17 protein-coding genes are annotated in these 20,492 nt (G+C 71.8%); 12 read left to right on the plus strand and 5 right to left on the minus strand.

The features are described from left to right. The 8 genes from ACZ6I1_RS26015 to ACZ6I1_RS26050 all read left to right on the plus strand — a co-directional run bounded on the left by ACZ6I1_RS26015 (position 1) and on the right by ACZ6I1_RS26050 (position 11,275). Positions 1-1,176, plus strand: a complete 1,176-nt coding sequence (locus tag ACZ6I1_RS26015; RefSeq protein WP_469291028.1) for a sensor histidine kinase — start codon at positions 1-3, stop codon at positions 1,174-1,176. Between the two features lie 916 nt (positions 1,177-2,092). Next, entirely contained in the window at positions 2,093-3,406 is a 1,314-nt protein-coding gene (locus tag ACZ6I1_RS26020) for a sensor histidine kinase (protein WP_469291030.1), read from the plus strand. A 331-nt stretch (positions 3,407-3,737) separates the two neighbouring features. Beyond that, positions 3,738-4,397 (plus strand): response regulator transcription factor, encoded by a 660-nt coding sequence (locus ACZ6I1_RS26025; protein ID WP_362583414.1) that lies wholly within the window; start codon positions 3,738-3,740, stop codon positions 4,395-4,397. A gap of 144 nt (positions 4,398-4,541) precedes the next feature. Next, entirely contained in the window at positions 4,542-6,485 is a 1,944-nt protein-coding gene (locus ACZ6I1_RS26030) for a 2-oxoacid:acceptor oxidoreductase subunit alpha (protein ID WP_469291031.1), read from the plus strand. Further along, positions 6,478-7,545, plus strand: coding sequence for a 2-oxoacid:ferredoxin oxidoreductase subunit beta (locus tag ACZ6I1_RS26035; RefSeq protein ID WP_469291033.1), 1,068 nt, complete (start codon positions 6,478-6,480; stop codon positions 7,543-7,545). The genes ACZ6I1_RS26030 and ACZ6I1_RS26035 overlap by 8 nt, the downstream gene beginning before the upstream one ends. Positions 7,546-7,699: 154 nt before the next feature. Next, positions 7,700-8,554, plus strand: a complete 855-nt coding sequence (locus ACZ6I1_RS26040) for an SDR family oxidoreductase (RefSeq protein ID WP_469291035.1) — start codon at positions 7,700-7,702, stop codon at positions 8,552-8,554. Positions 8,555-8,825: 271 nt separating this feature from the next. Further along, complete coding sequence (gene rarD / locus ACZ6I1_RS26045; RefSeq protein ID WP_469291139.1) at positions 8,826-9,713, plus strand: EamA family transporter RarD; 888 nt, start codon at positions 8,826-8,828, stop codon at positions 9,711-9,713. Positions 9,714-9,958: 245 nt separating this feature from the next. Next, complete coding sequence (locus ACZ6I1_RS26050) at positions 9,959-11,275, plus strand: M28 family metallopeptidase (protein WP_469291037.1); 1,317 nt, start codon at positions 9,959-9,961, stop codon at positions 11,273-11,275. Here the strand turns inward: ACZ6I1_RS26050 and ACZ6I1_RS26055 are convergent. The 4 genes from ACZ6I1_RS26055 to ACZ6I1_RS26070 form a co-directional block, all read right to left on the minus strand. Further along, entirely contained in the window at positions 11,272-11,682 is a 411-nt protein-coding gene (locus tag ACZ6I1_RS26055) for a hypothetical protein (RefSeq protein WP_469291039.1), read from the minus strand. The genes ACZ6I1_RS26050 and ACZ6I1_RS26055 overlap by 4 nt on opposite strands. Further along, on the minus strand, positions 11,679-11,882 hold the full coding sequence (locus ACZ6I1_RS26060; protein ID WP_225884906.1) for a ribbon-helix-helix domain-containing protein: 204 nt from the start codon (positions 11,880-11,882) through the stop codon (positions 11,679-11,681). The genes ACZ6I1_RS26055 and ACZ6I1_RS26060 overlap by 4 nt, the downstream gene beginning before the upstream one ends. 119 nt (positions 11,883-12,001) lie before the next feature. After that, positions 12,002-13,207: a LolA family protein gene (locus ACZ6I1_RS26065; RefSeq protein WP_469291041.1), complete on the minus strand. Its 1,206-nt coding sequence runs from the start codon at positions 13,205-13,207 to the stop codon at positions 12,002-12,004. Positions 13,208-13,430: 223 nt separating this feature from the next. Beyond that, a complete protein-coding gene (locus tag ACZ6I1_RS26070; protein WP_469291043.1) occupies positions 13,431-14,441 on the minus strand; it encodes a polyprenyl synthetase family protein in 1,011 nt (336 codons plus the stop codon). 294 nt (positions 14,442-14,735) lie between these two features. Between ACZ6I1_RS26070 and ACZ6I1_RS26075 the strand changes: the two genes are divergently transcribed. Continuing rightward, the gene (locus ACZ6I1_RS26075) at positions 14,736-16,745 is read left to right on the plus strand and encodes a CocE/NonD family hydrolase (protein ID WP_469291141.1); all 2,010 of its coding nucleotides are present in this window, start codon (positions 14,736-14,738) and stop codon (positions 16,743-16,745) included. 147 nt (positions 16,746-16,892) lie between these two features. Here the strand turns inward: ACZ6I1_RS26075 and ACZ6I1_RS26080 are convergent, their stop codons facing one another. Continuing rightward, positions 16,893-17,699: an HAD family hydrolase gene (locus ACZ6I1_RS26080; RefSeq protein ID WP_469291046.1), complete on the minus strand. Its 807-nt coding sequence runs from the start codon at positions 17,697-17,699 to the stop codon at positions 16,893-16,895. 141 nt (positions 17,700-17,840) lie between these two features. Between ACZ6I1_RS26080 and fahA the strand changes: the two genes are divergently transcribed. The 3 genes from fahA (at position 17,841) to ACZ6I1_RS26095 (ending at position 20,445) form a co-directional block, all read left to right on the plus strand. Further along, positions 17,841-19,064: a fumarylacetoacetase gene (gene fahA / locus ACZ6I1_RS26085; protein ID WP_469291047.1), complete on the plus strand. Its 1,224-nt coding sequence runs from the start codon at positions 17,841-17,843 to the stop codon at positions 19,062-19,064. Between the two features lie 146 nt (positions 19,065-19,210). Continuing rightward, positions 19,211-19,786: a hypothetical protein gene (locus ACZ6I1_RS26090; RefSeq protein WP_469291048.1), complete on the plus strand. Its 576-nt coding sequence runs from the start codon at positions 19,211-19,213 to the stop codon at positions 19,784-19,786. A gap of 59 nt (positions 19,787-19,845) precedes the next feature. Next, positions 19,846-20,445, plus strand: coding sequence for a Uma2 family endonuclease (locus ACZ6I1_RS26095; protein ID WP_469291050.1), 600 nt, complete (start codon positions 19,846-19,848; stop codon positions 20,443-20,445). The last annotated feature ends 47 nt before the right edge of the window (positions 20,446-20,492 follow it).

Here is a 20,492-nt window from a genome sequence, read left to right on the forward strand (position 1 = left end):
ATGACCACGAGCCATGACCTCCCCGACAACGACCGGCCGCCGCCCGTCCGCGCCGTCTTCAGCGCCGTGACGTGGAAGGAGATCGCCCATCTGGTGAGCAACCTGCCGATGGCGATGGTCGGATTCTTTTACACGGTTGTCATGGTCGTGGGCACGGGCGGTCTGTCCGTGACCGCGATCGGACTTCCCCTGCTCGCATGTGGTCTGTCGATGTCTCGGCAGTTGGGACGGCTGGACCGGGCGCGGGCCCGGGCGCTCTTGGGCGTACGGGTGGACGAGCCGACGCCGATTCCCGGCCCTCGGCGGGCCGGCGGGTTCTTCCCCTGGTTGTGGACGAGCATCAAGGACCCGGTCGCCTGGCGGACGGTGCTGTACCAGCTGATCAGGCTGCCTTGGGGAGTGCTCACCTTCACGGTAGCGCTGACCGGGCTGTTCGTGCTGTGGCCGGTGCTGCCGTACGTGGTGCGGCTGCTCGCGAACGCGGACCGGGCGATGGTGCGGGGGCTGTTGTCGCCCTCCGACGACCTGGAACGGCGGATCGCGGAGCTGGAGTCGGACCGGGGGGTCGTGGTCGACACGGCGGCGGCCGACCTGCGGCGCATCGAGCGGGACCTGCACGACGGGGCGCAGGCGCGGCTGGTGGCCCTGGCCATGGGGCTGGGCCTGGCGAAGGAGAAGCTGCTGGAGGACCCGGAGGGCGCGGCGGCGATGGTCGACGAGGCCCACGGGGAGGTGAAGCTGGCGCTCCAGGAGCTGCGGGACCTCGCACGCGGGATCCATCCGGCGGTGCTGACCGACCGGGGGCTGGACGCGGCGCTGTCGTCGGTGGCGGCGCGGTGCGTGGTGCCGGTGAAGGTGGCGGTGGATCTGCCGACGCGGCCGGCGGAGGCGATCGAGGGGATCGCGTACTTCGTGGTGTCGGAGCTGCTGCAGAACGTGAGCAAGCACGCGGGGCCCGCTGCGCGGGGCGCGGCCGTGGAGTTGTGGCGGGCGGGGGACCGGCTGCTGATCCGGGTGTCGGACGACGGGCGCGGCGGCGCGGATCCCTCCCGGGGGTCGGGGCTGGGGGGCCTCGCGGAGCGGTTGGGGGCGGTGGACGGGGTGTTCGTCGTGGACTCGCCGGAGGGGAAGGGAACGGTGGTGACGGCGGAGCTGCCGTGGCGCGGGCGCGGCTAGCCGGGGTCTGTGGTGTGGATCGGGACTTCCGTCCGGGATGGACGGAGGTCCCGTTCGCGCCTCCGGCGCGGCCCGCCGCCTGGGGCTCGAGTACGCACCGCACGCCGAAGCCCGGGGTGCGCGCCGTACGCCGGCTTCGGTTCGTCCGCCTGCCGAGGCTCCGCTGCCCGCCGCTGCCGGGCTCCCGCCGGGGTTCGTCCGGTACGCGCCACTGCCTCGACCCCGGTACGCGCCGCCCGCCGGACTTCGGTACGCCGTACGCCTGGGCTCCGGCGCGGGCCGTACGCCGGGGCTTCGCTGCGGGACACCCGCCGGGGCCCCAGTGTGTCGGCCGTCCGCCGCAGCTCCGGTAAGCGCCGCCCACCGGGCTCCGGTACGCCGTACGCCTGGGCTCCGGTGCCCGCCACGTGTCGAGGCTCAAGTACGCCGTCCGCCTCGGCTCCGGTGTGGGCCGTCTGCCTCGGCTCCGGTACCCGCCACCCACCGCAGCCCCGGTTCGCACCGCCCGCCGGGCTCCGGTGCGGCCGTCGCCCCGCAGCCCCGGTATCCGCCACCGCTGCGGCTCCGGGGGGGGCACCCGCCGCAGCCCCGGTACACGCCACCCACCGCAGCCCGTGCATGCCGAGGCTCCGGTACGCGCCGTACGCAGGGCCCCGTACGCGCCGCCCGGCGCAGCCCCGCTGCCCGCCGCCTCCCGGGCTCCGGTGCCCCCCCCACCCGCCGCGGCTCCGGTACAGGCCCGTCCGCCGCGGATCCGCCCGGATCTCGGGTCTCGGCGTCGGTCCGGACCGGGCGGGGGTTCGGTGGGGGGTGGGGTTAACCCCCCGGTGGGGACGCCGATGGGCCGGATGGTTTGGCGGGGTGGGGGGCGGGAGGGTGGAGGGGTAGCGCGGAGAGCTGAAGGGTGGGTTCGCAGATGGACGACGGTGTGGGTGCGGGTGCGGGTGTGGGCGCGGGGTTCCGGGCCGTGGTCGGGGCTCCGGTCGCGCGGCGGACCTGGCGGGAGTTCGGGTACCTGCTGGTGGGGCTGCCGCTGAGCATCCTGTACTTCTCCCTCGCCATCGCCGGGCTGAGCGCCGGCGCCGGGCTGCTCGTCACCTTCCTCGGGGTTCCGGTCCTGGCCGGGGTGCTCGCCCTGTGCCGCGGGTTCGGCCATCTGGAGCGGAGCAGGGTCCGCGTCCTGCTGGGGACCGACATCGCCGATCCGGCGCCGATCCGGGCCCGGAAGCCCGGGGCTTTCGCCGCGATGGGGGCGCTGCTCAAGAGCGGGAGCGCCTGGCGGCACGCGCTGTACTCGGTGATCCACTTCCCGTGGGCGGTCTTCTCCTTCTGCGTGGCGCTGGTGTTCTGGGCGGCGGGGTGGGCGTACCTGCTGTATCCGCTGTGGTTCTGGGTGTTCCCGGCGTACACCGACCAGCCCGGGCTCCAGCTCTTCCAGAACGGCGACTACGCCTTCTACCTCGACTCCCCCGCCGAGATCGCCCTGACCTGCCTGGTCGGGCTGGCCTTCACCCTGGCCACGCCGTGGGTGCTGCGGGCGCTGACCACCGTCGACCGGGTGATGGTGGGCGGGCTGCTGGGGGCGTCCCGGCTGGCGACCCGCGTGACCGAGCTGGAGTCCGACCGCGGGGTGGTCGTGGACACCGCGGCCGCCGATCTGCGGCGCATCGAGCGCGATCTGCACGACGGGGCGCAGGCCCGGCTGGCGGCGCTGGCAATGGACCTGGGGCTGGCGAGGGAAAAGGCGGCCGAGGACCCGCGGGCGGCCGCCCGGATGGTGGACGAGGCCCACGGAGAGGTGAAGATCGCCCTCCAGGAGCTGCGCGACCTGGCCCGCGGGATCCACCCGGCGGTGCTGACCGACCGGGGCCTGGACGCGGCGCTGTCCGCGGTGGCGTCGCGGTGCGCCGTTCCGGTGCGGGTGGCCGTGGACCTCCCGGCCCGGCCGGCGGCGGCGATCGAGGGGATCGCGTACTTCACGGTCTCGGAGCTGCTGCAGAACGTCAGCAAGCACGCGCGGGCCCGGGTCGCGAGCGTGGAGGTGTGGAAGTCCGGGGAGCGGCTGCTCATCCAGGTCGCCGACGACGGCCGGGGCGGGGCGGACGGCGCCCAGGGCACCGGGCTGGCGGGACTGGCCGAGCGGCTGGACGCCGTGGACGGGATCCTGGTCGTCGACTCCCCCGCGGGGGTGGGGACCACGGTGACCGCCGAGCTCCCGTGGCGGAACTGACGGCGCACGCATCACGAGCCAGGCACCACGCGCCACGCGCCGCACCACGAGCCAGGCGCCACGCGCCACGCGCCGCGCCACGAGCCAGGCACCACGCGCCACGCGCCACGCGCCACGCAGCGCGACCGGGGTCCGGGCCCGTCGGCCCGGCCCCCCGCGTGCAGCGCCCCCGCGTGCAGCGCCCCCGTACGCGTCGCGGGCGAAAACTCCCCCCGTACGCCCACGCGTTGTCCCGGCCCAGCCTTGATCCGGCCTCGAGGCTGGGATGCTTGGCTGAGCCAGGGAGTGCGGGACGAGTGGACGCGGGAGCTGCTGAATCGTGGACGACAGGGTGCGGGTGGTCATCGCAGAGGATTCGGTGCTGCTGCGGGAGGGCCTGACCCGGCTGCTGACCGACCGGGGGCATGACGTCGTGGCGGGTGTCGGGGACGCGGAAGCCCTGATCAAGACCGTGTCGGACCTGGCGGCGCAGGACGAGCTGCCGGACGTGGTCGTGGCCGACGTACGGATGCCGCCGACGCACACCGACGAGGGCGTGCGGGCCGCCGTACGGCTGCGCCGCGAGTACCCCGGGGTCGGGGTGCTCGTGCTGTCGCAGTACGTGGAGGAGCAGTACGCCACCGAGCTGCTGGCCGGGTCCAGCACCGGGGTGGGCTACCTGCTCAAGGACCGGGTGGCCGAGGTGCGCGAGTTCCTGGACGCGGTGGTGCGGGTGGCCCGGGGCGGTACCGCTCTGGACCCCGAGGTCGTCGCCCAGCTGCTCGGGCGCAGCCGGAAGCAGGACGTGCTGGCGGGGCTGACGCCGCGCGAGCGCGAGGTACTGGGCCTGATGGCCGAAGGACGCACGAATTCCGCCGTGGCGAAGCAGTTGGTCGTGAGCGACGGAGCGGTGGAGAAGCACGTCAGCAACATCTTCATGAAGTTGGGCCTGTCGCCGAGTGACGGGGATCACCGGCGTGTACTGGCCGTTCTCACCTATCTGAAATCTTGATCGACTGACACTCTGTCAGATACGGCATACCGGTCGGACTGTCTCGAATGGCGGTCCAACGGTCCAGAATGTGGCCGCCCTGGAGAGCTGACCGACGTAGGGTTGGTTCTGGGGGTGCCCACGCCTCGAAGGAGGTCCAGTTCAGTGACCAGCCAGGTCAGTAGCCCGGCCGAGCAGGCCGACGGGGCTGGGGGTGCGCACGTCGGAGGGCAGCGCATCCCGGCAAGCCCGGGCGGCAAGGAAGTACGCCGCCTGGATCGTGTGATCATCCGGTTCGCGGGTGACTCGGGTGACGGTATGCAACTCACCGGTGACCGGTTCACCTCGGAGACGGCGTCGTTCGGCAACGACCTCTCGACGCTCCCGAACTTCCCCGCCGAGATCCGCGCCCCCGCCGGAACCCTGCCGGGCGTGTCGTCCTTCCAGCTGCACTTCGCCGACCACGACATCCTCACGCCGGGCGACGCCCCGAACGTGCTGGTCGCGATGAATCCGGCCGCCCTGAAGGCGAACATCGGCGACGTGCCGCGCGGCGCGGAGATCATCGTCAACACGGATGAGTTCACCAAGCGCCCCATGGCCAAGGTCGGCTACGAGACCTCCCCCCTCGAGGACGGCTCGCTGGCCGCCTACAACCTGCACCCCGTCCCGCTGACCACCCTCACGGTCGAGGCGCTGAAGGACTTCGGGCTCTCCCGCAAGGAGGCCGAGCGCAGCAAGAACATGTTCGCGCTGGGGCTGCTGTCCTGGATGTACCACCGCCCGACGGAGGGCACGGAGAACTTCCTGCGGCAGAAGTTCGCGAAGAAGCCGGAGATCGCCGAGGCGAACGTGGCCGCGTTCCGCGCGGGCTGGAACTTCGGGGAGACGACCGAGGACTTCGCGGTCTCCTACGAGGTGGCCCCGGCCACCCGGGCCTTCCCGACCGGTACGTACCGCAACATCTCGGGGAACCTGGCCCTGTCCTACGGCCTGATCGCCGCGAGCCGGCAGGCGGACCTGCCGCTCTACCTGGGCTCCTATCCGATCACCCCGGCCTCGGACATCCTGCACGAGCTGAGCAAGCACAAGAACTTCGGCGTACGGACCTTCCAGGCCGAGGACGAGATCGCGGGCATCGGTGCCGCCCTGGGTGCCGCGTTCGGCGGGGCCCTGGGCGTGACCACCACGTCCGGCCCCGGCGTGGCCCTGAAGTCCGAGACGATCGGTCTGGCCGTCTCCCTCGAGCTGCCGCTGCTGATCGTGGACATCCAGCGCGGCGGCCCCTCCACCGGCCTGCCGACCAAGACGGAGCAGGCCGACCTGCTCCAGGCGATGTACGGGCGCAACGGCGAGGCCCCGGTGCCGATCGTCGCCCCGCGCACCCCGGCGGACTGCTTCGACGCCGCCCTGGACGCGGCGCGGATCGCACTCACCTACCGGACCCCGGTCTTCCTGCTCTCCGACGGCTACCTCGCCAACGGCTCCGAGCCCTGGCGGATCCCCGACATCGCCGACCTGCCCGACCTCACGACCCAGTTCGCGGCCGGCCCCAACCACGAGCTGGCCGACGGCACCGAGGTGTTCTGGCCCTACAAGCGCGACCCCGAGACCCTGGCCCGTCCGTGGGCGGTCCCCGGCACCCCCGGTCTCGAGCACCGCATCGGCGGCATCGAGAAGCAGGACGGCACCGGCAACATCTCGTACGACCCCGCCAACCACGACTTCATGGTCCGCACCCGCCAGGCCAAGATCGACGGCATTCGGGTTCCCGACGTGGAGGTCGACGACCCCGACCAGGCCCGCACCCTCGTCCTGGGCTGGGGCTCCACCTACGGCCCGATCACGGCCGCGGTCCGCCGGCTGCGCTCCGCCGGGCACCCCATCGCCCAGGCCCACCTGCGCCACCTCAACCCCTTCCCGAGGAATCTCGGAGAGGTCCTGGGGCGTTACGAGAAGGTAGTGGTGCCGGAGATGAACCTCGGGCAGCTCGCCACCCTGGTCCGGGCGAAATACCTGGTGGACGCCCAGTCGTACAACCAGGTCAACGGAATGCCGTTCAAGGCGGAGCAGCTCGCGAAGGTTCTCGAGGAGGCCATCAATGACTGAGGTGACCGACGCCCCGACCCTGCTGTCCCTGGTGCCGAAGGCCGAGGCCGCGCAGTCGGCCAAGGACTTCAAGTCGGACCAGGAGGTCCGCTGGTGCCCCGGCTGCGGTGACTACGCCGTCCTCGCGGCCGTCCAGGGCTTCATGCCCGAGCTCGGCCTCGCGAAGGAGAACATCGTCTTCGTCTCCGGGATCGGCTGCTCCTCCCGCTTCCCGTACTACATGAACACCTACGGGATGCACTCGATCCACGGCCGCGCCCCGGCCATCGCCACGGGCCTGGCCACCTCGCGCCGCGACCTGTCGGTCTGGGTCGTCACGGGCGACGGCGACGCGCTGTCCATCGGCGGCAACCACCTCATCCACGCCCTGCGGCGCAACGTCAACCTCAAGATCCTGCTGTTCAACAACCGGATCTACGGCCTGACGAAGGGGCAGTACTCCCCCACCTCCGAGGTCGGCAAGATCACCAAGTCGACCCCGATGGGCTCGCTGGACGCGCCCTTCAACCCGGTGTCCCTGGCCATCGGCGCGGAGGCCTCCTTCGTCGCCCGGACGGTGGACTCCGACCGCAAGCACCTCACCGAGGTGCTGCGCGCGGCCGCCGGCCACCAGGGCACGGCGCTGGTGGAGATCTACCAGAACTGCAACATCTTCAACGACGGGGCCTTCGAGGTCCTGAAGGACAAGGACCAGGCCCAGGAGGCCGTGATCCGGCTGGAGCACGGGCAGCCGATCCGCTTCGGGACCGACGGCCACAAGGGCGTGGTGCGCGATCCGGCCACCGGCGACCTCCAGGTCGTCACCGTCACCCCGGAGAACGAGTCGCGGATCCTGGTCCACGACGCGCACGGCGCCAGCCCGACCACCGCCTTCGCGCTCTCCCGGCTGGCCGACCCCGACACGCTCCACCAGACGCCCATCGGGGTGTTCCGGAGCGTCGAGCGGCCCGTGTACGACACCCTGATGGCCGACCAGCTCGACACGGCCGTCGACCGCAAGGGCAAGGGCGACCTCGCCACCCTGCTGGCCGGCAACGACACCTGGACGGTCGTCGGCTGAGCTGACCTCGCACACGCCGGCGGAGCCCGGATCTCTCAGGAGGTCCGGGCTTCCGTGCGTCCGGGACACGTGAGCATGAGCACCTCCCGAACACTTTCTAAAAGTTAGCGCTTACCGTAGGGTGGCAGTATCGCCGCCCCACGAGGAGAGCATCATGAGCATCGTCGTCACCGCAGCCACCGGAGCCCTCGGCCGTCTCGTCGTGGACGAGCTGCTGGAACGGGTCCCCGCCGAGCGCGTCGCCGTCGTCGTCCGCGACCGGGAGAAGGCCGCCGGCCTGGCCGCGCGCGGGGTGGAGGTGCGCGCCGCCGACTACGACGACCCGGCCGCCCTGGCCGGCGCCTTCCGGGCCGGGGACCGCGTGCTGCTGATCTCCGGCAACGAGATCGGCCGCCGCGTCGCCCAGCACACCGCCGTACTGAAGGCCGCGCAGGCGGCGGGCGTGGCGCAGCTCGCCTACACCGGCGTCCTCGGCGGGCCCGAGGCCGACTTCGATCTGGCCGCCGAGCACAGGGCGACCGAGCAGGCCCTCCTCGACTCCGGCATCCCGTACACCTTCCTGCGCAACGGCTGGTACCACGAGAACTACACGCGCGAGCTGCCCGCCGTCCTGGAGCACGGCGCCGTCGTCGGCAGCGCGGGCGAGGGCCGGGTCGCCTCGGCGGCGCGGGCCGACTACGCGGCCGCCGCGGCCGAGGTGCTCACGGGTGAGGGCCACCTGAACCGGATCTACGAGCTCTCCGGCGACACCGCCTGGAGCATGACGGAGTACGCGGCCGAGGTGTCGGCGCAGACCGGCAAGGAGATCGCGTACGCCGAGGTGCCGGCGCAGGAGCACCTGGAGATCCTGACCGGCGCCGGGGTCCCCGAGGGCTTCGCCGCGATCATCGTCGACGTGGACGCGGCGATCGGGCGCGGCCGGCTGGCCGGGACCAGCGGGGACCTGGCCCGGCTGATCGGGCGGCCGGCCACCCCGCTCTCCGAGGCGATCGCCACCGCCCTGGCCTGACCGCAGCCGGGCCACCGCCCGACCGCTGACGGGCCGCCGCCGGGCCGCTGCCGGGCCGCCCGCCGGGCCGCTGCCGGACCGCCCGCCGGGCCGCGCCGCACGAGCCACCGGGGGTTTCACCAGATGTCATGAGTATCTCGTGTTGACGGGCATGACATCTGGGCCCGGCGGCGATACCGTCGTGAGGTTGGCTGAAAGTCGTACAGGAGGCCCCGTGAAGGCAGAGACCGACCAGCGCGCGGGTTTGCTCTACGGATTCGGCGCGTATGGAATGTGGGGGCTCGTCCCCCTCTTCTGGCCGCTGCTCCAGCCCTCGGGAGCCGTCGAGATCCTGGCCCACCGCATGGTGTGGTCGCTGGCCGTGGTCGGGCTGGCGCTGCTCGCGCTGCGCCGCTGGGGCTGGATACGGGAGCTGCTGGGCGAGCCCCGCAAGCTCGGGCTGACCACGCTCGCCGCCTCGGTGATCAGCGTGAACTGGGGCCTGTACATCTGGTCCGTCAACAACGGGCACGTCGTCGAGGCCAGCCTCGGCTACTTCATCAATCCGCTGGTCAGCATCGCGATCGGCGTGGTGGTCCTCGGTGAGCGGCTGCGCCGCACCCAGTGGGTGGCGGTCGGCATCAGCTTCGCCGCGGTGCTGGTGCTCGCCATCGGCTATGGGCGGCCGCCGTGGATCTCGCTGGTGCTGGCCTGCTCCTTCGCGACGTACGGGCTGATCAAGAAGAAGCTCAACATGGGCGGGCTGGAGTCGCTGACCGCCGAGACCGCCGTGCTGTTCCTGCCGGCCCTCGGCTACCTGCTGTGGCTCGGCGCGCAGGGCCAGTCCACCTTCTCCTCGCAGGGCACCGGACATTCGCTCCTGCTGGCCTCGACCGGGCTCGTCACCGCGATCCCGCTGGTGTTCTTCGGGGCGGCGGCGATCCGGGTGCCGCTGTCGACCCTCGGACTGCTCCAGTACCTGGCCCCGGTGTTCCAGTTCGGGCTCGGCGTCCTCTACTTCCACGAGGCGATGCCGCCCGAGCGCTGGGCCGGATTCTCCCTGGTGTGGGCCGCGCTCGCGCTGCTGACCTGGGACGCACTGGGCAGGGCCCGCCGTTCGCGGGCCGCGCTGGCCGCGGTGGTGCCGCCCGTCGCCGCGCCGGCCCGCGAGCCCGCGTAACGACCGCCGAAGGGCCCGCGCCGGGCCCGTACGGAGCCCGCACCAGCGGGCACACGACCCCCACGATCCCCGTTGCGGAACTTCCGTAGCGGGGATCGTCCGTTTTCCGAACCACCCTGACCGAATTGTGGTCTTGACGGACTGTCACACTCTCACTGACCATCGGGCTCGCACAGACGCACTATCGCTCACCTGCTCTATCCCCATAGTTCCGTCACATCCCCGCGGAATCCCGGAGCCCCCACATGAGCCTGTCCGTCTCCCGGCGCCTTGCCGCCGTGACCGCGTTCGCGGTCGCCGGCCTGTTCGCCGCCACCACTCCCGCCGCACTGGCCGCCCCCACGGCGGTCGCCGCGGCGCCGACGCCGCCCGACATCCCGCTGGCCAACGTCAAGGCCCACCTCTCGCAGCTGTCGACCATCGCCGCCAACAACGGCGGCAACCGCGCCCACGGCCGCACCGGCTACAAGGCGTCGATCGACTACGTGAAGGCCAAGCTCGACGCGGCCGGCTTCACGACCACGCTGCAGACCTTCACCACCAGCGGCGCCACCGGCTACAACCTGATCGCCGACTGGCCGGGCGGCGACCCGAACTCGGTCCTGATGGCGGGCGCGCACCTGGACTCGGTGTCCTCGGGAGCGGGCATCAACGACAACGGCTCCGGCAGCGCGGCCGTGCTCGAGACGGCCCTGGCCGTCTCCCGGGCCGGCCTCCAGCCCACGAAGCACCTGCGCTTCGGCTGGTGGGGCGCGGAGGAACTGGGCCTGATCGGTTCGAAGTACTACGTCAACAACCTGCCGGCGACCGAGCGCGCGAAGTTCTCCGGGTACCTGAACTTCGACATGATCGGTTCGCCGAACCCGGGCTACTTCGTCTACGACGACGACCCGACCATCGAGCAGACGTTCAAGAACTACTTCACGGGCATCGGCGTCCCGACCGAGATCGAGACCGAGGGCGACGGACGCTCGGACCACGCCTCGTTCAAGAACGTGGGCATCCCGGTCGGCGGTCTGTTCACCGGCGCCAGCAACACGAAGTCGACGGCGCAGGCGCAGAAGTGGGGCGGCACCGCCGGTCAGGCCTTCGACCGCTGCTACCACTCCTCGTGCGACAACACGGCGAACATCAACGACACCGCCCTGGACCGCAATTCGGACGCCGTGGCCTACGCGATCTGGAACCTCGGCGCGGCCACCCCCGTCCCGCCGGGCCCGTCGTTCGAGAACACGGCGGACGTGAACATCCCGGACTCCCCCGGTGCCGCGGTGAACTCTCCGATCACGGTGTCCGGTGTCGCGGGGAACGCCCCGGCCACCACCAAGGTGGACGTCAACATCGTCCACACCTACCGCGGTGACCTCGTGGTCGATCTGATCGCCCCCGACGGCAGCGTCTACAACCTGCACAACCGCAGCGGCGGCAGCGCCGACAACCTCGTCCAGTCCTACACCGTCAACGCCTCCGCCGAGGTGGCCAACGGGATCTGGAAGCTCCAGGTCAAGGACGTGGCCGCACAGGACGTCGGCTACATCAACAGCTGGAAGATCACCTTCTAGCGCCGGTCCGGAGCGCGCGAGGCGGGCTGCGGGTCCTGTATGCGGGCCCGCAGCTCCTCGGCGACCGCCCCGATGTCCGCGAGGCCCATCTTCGCCGCCTCGACCAGATCGCCCAGGACCTCGGGCGAGGGCAACTGCTTGGCCCCGGCCACGCGCAGGTACGAGCGGGTCGCGGCGGCGGCGTAGAACTCGTTCATCGGGGATTCCAGCGCCGGGCACACGGCGAGGGTGTGCAGAAACGCGGCGGCCCGCCACGCGGTGTCCGGGGCGGGCTGTTCGGGCACCAGGACGAGGTCGTTCTGGTGCCGGGCGACCGCGGCGGCCACCCCGGAGGGGTCCCATACGGCGGGATCGGAGGGGAGATGGTGGGCCAGAGCGGTCCAGGCCCACTCCATGGTGATCTTCAATTCCCGAACCGCTCCTGGAAGTAGCCCCAGTGGTCGGCGAACTCCTCTATTCCGGACAGGAAGTTCTTCCGGTCCTCGTCGAGTTCGCGTTCCGTGACCTCGGTGATCAGCGCGGTGACCGTCGTCCCCAGCGCCGCCGCGCGCGCCTTCAGGCGCTCGTGGAACTCTTCGTCCAGGCGGATGGTGACGTGTCTCGACATGCCCAACACCGTACAGCGGACCTGCTGTACGGAGGGCGGTAATGCCGGAAGGGTGGGCAGGGACACAGTCCCCGCCCACCCTTCGGACGCTCCGACGACCCGCCGGACTACGCGGCGGACTACTTGGCGGAGTCCGCCGTCTTCACCAGCTGGTCCTTGGTGACCGCGCCGACGTAGACCTTGCCGTCGTCCGTGATCAGGGCGTTGACGACGCGGGTGGAGAAGAAGCGGCCCTCGCCGAACTTCCCGGAGACCTTGTCCCCGAGGGAGTCCAGGAACTGCTTCGCCTCCTTGGGGGCGTTCTTGTCGCCCTCCAGCTCCTTGAGGCTCTTGCCGGCCCCGGTGTCGATCTGCGCGACCGTGGCCCAGCCCTCGCCGAGGACCTTCACCTCGCCCTTGCCGTCCGCACCGCCGGCGAGGGCGCCCAGGCCCGGGAAGGACTCCAGCGCCTTCCAGCCGTCCTCCCCGCCCTTCCCGTGGCCGCCCTTGCCGGCCCCGTCCCTCCCCTCGGTCACCTTGGCGCCCTTGGGCGGGGTGAACGTGAAGGTGTCGGCCGGCGGCTTCGCGAAGTCCACCTTGGTGAAGCCCGCGTCCACGATCGGCTTGCCGCCCTGGGAGGACAGCAGCTGCACCCGCAGCGGCACGCCGTTCTTGGCGTCGACCGCGATCTGGATCGAGCCCACCGTGGAACCGGCCTGCTTGGGCTTGAGCACCAGCTGGTAGGCGTCCCGGCCGGCCACCTGCGCCGTGTCGCCCACGCCGACGTCCGTGGTCGTGCCGGCGGCCTTCAGGACCTCCTCGGCCAGCTGCTGCGGCGAGGCGGCGAGCCGGTCGGACGTCTTCTTGTGCTCGGCCGCGTTCCCCGGGTTCTTCTCATGGAAGACCTCGTTCGACTGGGAGGCGTAGCCCCACACGTCGTCGCCGTTGTGGATCAGGCTGTACTCGTCCTTGCCGTCCAGGAAGGTCAGCTTCTGGCGGTCCGGCCCGTCGGCGGCGACGCGGAAGGTGTGCGTACCGCTCGCCAGCTGCGCGACCTTGTCCTCCGGAGCGGCGGAACCGCTCGCGACGCCGCTGCCGCCCAGCAGACCGCCGGCGATCTTCGGCAGCCCCAGGTCGGTGGTGATCTTGGCGGTGCCGGACAGCTCCTGCACGTCCGAGGCGGCGATCTTCTCGATGAGCTGCTGCGCCGTCACCTTCGGCAGGTCTGGTCCCCCGGCGTTGGCGAAGGCCGGGACCATCGCGACGGTCGCCGCGGCCACACCTGCCACCGCGACCGGTACGGCGTACCGGGCGACCTTGCGAGAAGTCTTCGTGTTCGCTGACATGTCAGTGCCCTGCCCTCTGTGTCGACGGCGGCGACCCCCGTGTCGCCGCGCTCACCCGATCTGGTGGGGTTTGATGACTCCATCTGACCAAATCGGGGGCCGCGGGGCGTCAGTCCCCGGACGCAACTGCGCGTACGACCGTGGGATGACACGGAACGGGCCCTGCTCCCGCGACCCGTAGGGGTCCGCGGGAGCAAGGCCCGTTCCGTTGCGAAGACGAGTCCTAACCCGCCCGGTGCACCACGGCGTCGCAGAGCTCTTCCAGGGCCGACTTCGCGAAGCACTCCGGCAGCGGCGCGAGCGTGGCCCGCGCGTCCTCCGCGTACCGGATGGTGTCGCGGCGGGCCTGCTCCAGCGCGGGGTGCGCCCGGAGCCGGGTGAGCACCTCGGCGTGGCGGGCGTCGTCCGTCAGGTCCCCGTCCAGGAGCCGTACGAGTTCCAGGTCCTCCGGAGCGCCGTCGCGGGCGGCGGTCTCGCGCAGCCGCAGCACGGGCAGGGTGGGGATGCCCTCGCGCAGGTCGGTACCGGGGGTCTTGCCCGACTCGTGCGCGTCGGAGGCGATGTCCAGGACGTCGTCGGCGAGCTGGAAGGCGGTGCCGAGCCGCTCGCCGTACTGGGTCAGGATGTCGACGACCGACTCGTCGGCGCCGGACATCAGCGCGCCGAAGCGGCCGGAGACGGCGATCAGCGAGCCGGTCTTGCCGGCGATGACGTCGAGGTAGTGCTCGACCGGGTCGCGGCCGTTGCGCGGGCCGGCCGTCTCCAGGATCTGGCCGGTCACCAGCCGCTCGAAGGCCTCGGCCTGGATGCGTACGGCCTCCGGCCCGAGGTCGGCCAGGATGTGCGAGGCGCGGGCGAACAGGAAGTCACCCGTCAGGACGGCCACCGAGTTGCCCCAGCGGGTGTTGGCGCTGTCCACCCCGCGGCGTACGTCCGCCTCGTCCATGACGTCGTCGTGGTAGAGCGTCGCCAGGTGCGTGAGCTCCACGACCACGGCGGACGGCACGATGCCGGGCGCGTAGGGATCGCCGAACCGGGACGCGAGCATCACCAGCAACGGGCGGAAACGCTTGCCACCGGCCCGCACCAGATGCTGTGCGGCCTCGGTGATGAAGGGGACTTCGCTCTTGGTGGCTTCCAGCAGACCCGCCTCGACGGCGGCCAGTCCGGCCTGGACATCGGTCTCAAGAGCCTGGTCCCGCACGCTCAGTCCGAACGGCCCGACGACGGTCACGAGGGGTACTCCTGTCTGCTGACGATCACGTTGACGATCACCTGGATTGTCGATGTGTCGCTGCCATCACTCAACCCAGCGTATCGGGTCCGTTTTCGATCACCGTGAGCGCCTGTCCGGTCTCCACCCGCGCACCGCCCGAAGTGCACCGGTATGTTCTTGAGGAGCCGAATCAACCGGAGAATGCGTTTTGTCCAGAACGGTGACCGCCATGGCTCGGCGAGTCGTGCTCGCACCCTGGCTGCGCCGCACGATGCGCCCCGTCCACTGAAACCCGTGGGGACCCGAGACCTGATGATCATCCGCACCGATTTCCCGTACGGGACCACCCGCGAGGACGTCCGGATCCCGATGCCCGACGGGGTGGAGCTCTACGCCCGGATCTGGCGCCCGGTGACCGAGGAGCCCGTGCCGGCGCTGCTGGAGTACCTGCCGTACCGGCTCACCGACTGGACCGCGCCCCGCGACTGGCAGCGCCACCCCTGGTACGCCGGGCACGGCTACGCGTCGGTCCGCGTCGACGTACGCGGCCACGGGTGCAGCGGCGGCCGGCCGGGCGACGAGTACGACGCCCGCGAACTGGCCGACGGGGTCGCGGTGATCGAGTGGCTGGCGGCGCAGCCGTGGTGCACGGGGTCGGTGGGAATGTTCGGCATCTCCTGGGGCGGCTGCAACTCCCTCCAGATCGCCGCCCTGGCCCCCGAGCCGCTGAAGGCGATCGTCACCGTGTGCTCCACGGACGACCGGTACGACAACGACGTCCACTACATGGGCGGCTCCGTCCTGGCCGTGGACATGCACGCGTGGGCGGCCACCATGCTCGCCTTCGCCTCCCGCCCGCCGGACCCCGAGTTCGTCGGCGACGGCTGGCGGCAGCAGTGGCTGGACCGGCTGGAGTCGGTCGAACCGCTGATCCACACCTGGCTCTCGCACCAGACCCGCGACGCCTACTGGCGCCACGGCAGCGTCTGCGAGGACTACTCCGCGATCGGCGCCGCGGTCCTCGCGGTGGGCGGCTGGCACGACCCCTACCGGGACACCGTGCTGCGGCTGGTCTCGGCGCTGCCGTCCGCCCGGGTGCGCGGCCTGATCGGCCCGTGGTCCCACCAGTACCCGGACCGCGGGCTGCCGCCCGGTCCGTCCATCGGCTTCCTCCAGGAGACCCTGCGCTGGTGGGACCACTGGCTGCGCGGCGAGGAGAACGGCGTACTGGACGAGCCGCTGCTCCGCGCCTGGATCAGCGACTCCCACCCGCCGGCGACCTCGTACGGGGAACTCCCCGGCCGCTGGGTCGGGGAGAAGGCCTGGCCCTCGCCGTCGGTGATCCCGGTCTCGTACGGGTTCCAGGGCCCGCCGGTGGCCGTCGCCTCCCCGCAGCACACCGGGCTGGACGCGGGCCGCTTCTTCCCCTTCGGCAACGACGCCGACCTGCCGCCGGACCAGCGGGAGGAGGACGCGAAGTCGGCGTGCTTCGAGTTCCCGGTGACCGGCGGGGAGCCGGTGGAGATCCTGGGGCGGCCGTCGGTGACGCTGCGGCTGCGGCTGGACGTCCCCTACGGCCAGGCGGTGGCCCGGCTGTGCGACATCGCCCCCGACGGCTCCTCGACGCTGGTCACCCGCGGCGTGCTGAACCTCTCCGCCCGTCGGGGCCGCAACCTCGCCGTGCCGTGGCCGGTGGGCTCCTACGAGGACGTCACCTTCGAGCTGAACGGCATCGGCCACGCCTTCGCGCCGGGGCACCGGATCCGGCTCGCCGTCTCGTCCGCGTACTGGCCCTGGATCTGGCCGCGGGCCGGCTCGGAGGCGGGCTGGACCCTGGACCCGGCGGGCAGCGCGCTGACGCTGCCGGTGCGGGCCGGGTCGCCGCCCGGCGCGGACGAGGGGATCCTCTTCGAGGCGCCGGAGCAGGCGGAGCCGCTCGGAGTGGTGGTTCCGGCCACGCTGGACGAACCGCGGCCGGAGCGGGTGGTCGTACGGGACGTGGCGCGCGGGAGCTGGCGACTGGAAGTGGACCCCCGGTACGGGGGCACGCGGGTGTACCCGGACGGCCTGGAGTTCAGCGAGGACGCCCTGGAGGTGTACGAGATCCAGGACGCGGACCCGCTGTCGGCCCGTACCCGCTCGGACTGGCGGATCCGGCTCCACCGGCCGGAACGGGGCTGGGACGCGCGGGTCGAGACCCGGTCGGAGATCACCTGCGACGAGGGCGGTTTCCTCACGTCGAACGAGGTGGTGTGCCGGGAGGGCGAGGAGGTCGTCTTCCACCGCACGTGGGAACGCCGCCTCCCCCGGGCCGCGGGTTAACCGCCCTGGCGGGCGGCCCTGGGGCTCCGCCCCAGACCCCGCGCCTCAAACGCCGGCGGGGCTGGATGCAAGGTGACACCAGCCAGATCCAGCCCCGCCGGCGTTTGAGGCGCGGAGGTCCGGGGGCTGGCCCCCGGTGACCGGCCGTCAGCCGAACAACCGCTCCAGGACCACCGCGATGCCGTCGGACTCGTTCGACAGGGTGACCTCGTCCGCGACCGCGACCAGCTCGCGGTGCGCGTTGGCCATGGCCACCCCGTACGCGGCCCACGCGAACATCGGGACATCGTTCGGCATGTCACCGAAGGCAATGGTCGACGCCGCGGCCACGCCCAGGACACCGGCGGCCCGCGCCAGCCCACTGGCCTTGTCGATGCCCGGTGGCTGGAGCTCGACCGTGTGTTCCCCCGCCATGGTGACGTTCACCAGGTCCCCCACCACCGCCCGCGCCACCCGTGTCAGCTCGTCGTCGTCCAGCCGGGGGTGCTGGAGCAGCACCTTGTTGATCGGGGCCGACCACAGGTCCGACCGCCTCGGCACCCGGACCGTCGGCAGGTGCGGATGCCACATCCGGTAGCCCGGCCCTATCAGCATCTCCGCGTCGACGCCCTCCTGGTTGACCGCCGCGTAGACCTCGCCGATCTCGGCCTCGATCTTGCCGAGCGCCACCTCGGCCAGCCCCCGGTCCATGGACACGGAGTGCAACAGGCGCCCGCGCGCCGCGTCGTACACCTGCGCGCCCTGCCCGCACACCGCGAGCCCCCCGTAGCCGAGGCCGTCCAGGACGTGCCGGACCTGCGGGACCGGGCGGCCGGTGACGATGATGTGTTGCGCGCCCGCGGCGCGCGCCGTCGCGAGCGCCGCGTACGAGCGGGCGGAGACGGTGTCCCCGGCGCAGAGCAGAGTCCCGTCCAGGTCAGTGGCGATCAAGGCATAGGGGAGGGCGGAAGTCACGGCGCCAAGGATACGGACCCCTTTGGACAAGTCCTACAAATAGCGCCCGAATCCGGCCTCCCGCACGCCCCACCAGCCACGTAACGTGTCAACCAGCCACCGGGACACCCCCGGACCGCGTCGAAAGCGAGGCAGTACCCCATGCCCCAGCAGAGCCCCCTCGATGTTCCCGAGGGCGACCCGTTCGGGCCGCACAACCTCCCCTACGGCGTCTTCTCGACCGCCGGGGAAGACCGCCGCCGGATCGGTGTGCGGATCGGCGGACACGTGCTCGACGCGGGGGCGGCCGCGGCCGCGCTCGGTTCCCCGTACGCCGGGCTGCTCGGGCAGTCCTCGCTCAACCCGCTGCTGGCCGCCGGGCGCACCGCCTGGCGCGACGTGCGCCGCGCGCTGACCGCCTGGGTCACCGACCCCGGCCACCGCCCCACCGTGGAGCCGCACCTGCTGGCACTCGACGAGGTCACGCTGCACCTCCCGTACGAGGTCGCCGATTACGTCGACTTCTACGCGAGCGAGCACCACGCCACCAACGTCGGGCGGATCTTCCGGCCCGACGGGGACGCGCTGACCCCCAACTGGAAGCACCTGCCCATCGGTTACCACGGCCGGTCGGGGACGATCGTGGTGTCCGGGACGGACGTCGTACGGCCCTGCGGGCAGCGCAAGGCGCCCACCGACCCGGCGCCCGTCTTCGGCCCATCCGTCAAGCTCGACATCGAGGCCGAGGTCGGCTTCGTCGTCGGCACCCCCTCCGAGCTGGGCCGCCCGGTGGCGCTGGGCGAGTTCGAGGACCACGTCTTCGGGCTGTTCCTCCTCAACGACTGGTCGGCGCGCGACATCCAGGCCTGGGAGTACGTGCCGCTCGGCCCCTTCCTCGGCAAGTCCTTCGCCACCTCCGTCTCCGCCTGGGTGACCCCGCTGGAGGCCCTGGACGCGGCCCGGGTCGCCCCGCCCGCGCGGGACTTCCCCCTCCTGCCCTACCTGGACGACTCCTCCGCCGACCGCCCCGGCGGCTTCGACCTGCGCATCACCGTCTCCATCAACGGGCAGGAGGTCGCGCAGCCGCCGTTCGCGTCGATGTACTGGACCGCCGCCCAGCAGCTCGCCCACATGACCGTCAACGGCGCCTCCCTGCGCACCGGTGACGTGTACGGCTCCGGCACCGTCAGCGGCCCCGAGACGGGCCAGCGCGGCTCGCTGCTGGAGCTGACCTGGAACGGGCGCGACGCGATCGAACTGGCCGACGGCAAGCGCACCTTCCTGGAGGACGGGGACACCGTCACCCTCACGGCGTGGGCGCCCGGCGCCGGCGGCACCCGGGTGGGCCTGGGCGAGGTCACCGGCCGGATCGTGGGCTCCCGCTAAGCGGCGGTACGGCCCGGCCCCCGCCCCGCCCGCGCCCCCCGTTCGGAGGCGCGCCACGTGCGCGGGGCGGGGCGGGCCGGGATGGTGGACGGACGAACGGAACGGTGAACCCGTACCCCGTACCCCCACCGCGAGGAGCCGCCACCATGCCCGTACGCAGCCGGAAGACCCTGCTCGCCTGCGCGGCCGCCGCGTCGCTCGGCCTGGCCGCGGTGGCGCCCGCCCACGGGGTGGAGGGGCCCGCACCCGACCCCCGCAACCACAAGGCCATGCGGGACATGGCGACGGCGATCCGGGCGACGGCCAAGTACGTGGACGAGCGGGAAGCGGTCAAGAACGGGTACGTCCTGCACGGCCAGTGCATGAACAACCCGTTCGGGGTGGGCGCCATGGGCTACCACTACGTCAAGGACGCCTACTGGGGTTCGACCGACCCGAGCAAACCGACCGCGCTCCTCTACAGCGCCGAGACGGACAAGAACGGCCGGCGCAAGCTGCAGGCCGTGGAGTGGATGTCGAGCGACCGCGATCAGGACCTGAAGACCGCCGACGACCGCCCGAGCATGTTCGGGCTGCCCTTCGACGGGCCCATGCCCGGCCACTGGGCGGGCATGCCCAAGCACTACGACCTCCACCTGTGGGCGTACGAGCACAACCCGGCCGGCCGCTTCCACAACTGGAACCCCGCCCTCAAGTGCCCCGGGCATATGACTCACCCGTAAGGGCGGCCTTTCGCGGGAAGCCCGGCGATACGCTGGACGCACTCGCGAGACTGCGGCCCATGGGAGCTCTGATGAACCCGGAACACCGCTGGCCGATCCCGCCTCCGGGCGGCTGGACCGCCGACGACCTGGACACGCTTCCGAATCTGCCTCCGCACACGGAGCTGATCGACGGGAGCCTGATCTTCGTGAGTCCGCAGAGCATCTTCCACGAGCGTGCCATCGACTTCCTCAAATGGCAGCTGCAGTCGGCCGCACCTGCCGATGTGGAGGTCTTCCGCGAACTCACGATCGACATCGACGAGCGGAATCGGCCGGAGCCGGACGTGATCGTGGTCGAGTCCGGCGTCGTGGACGACCGACGCCGAACCCGGTTCCCCGTCGCTGCCGTCCGTCTCGCCATCGAAGTCGTCTCACCGGATTCCGAGGCACGCGACCGCAGCAGCAAGCCACTCAAGTACGCCCGCGCCAAGATCCCGCACTTCTGGCGCGTCGAGGACCACGACGGCCGCACAGTCGTCTACGTCTACGAACTCGAACCGGCTACCGGCGTCTACGTCGCCACCGGCATCTTCCACGACCGCCTGACAGTCTCCGTCCCCTTCCCCATCGACCTGGACCTCACCGCCATCACGCCGAAGCGGAAGCGCCCCGAGTAGCCCGCAGGGCCCGGCTCCCGAGGGAGCCGGGCCCTGCGTCAAGGCCG

Source organism: Streptomyces sp. NPDC046303 (genome assembly GCF_055588085.1).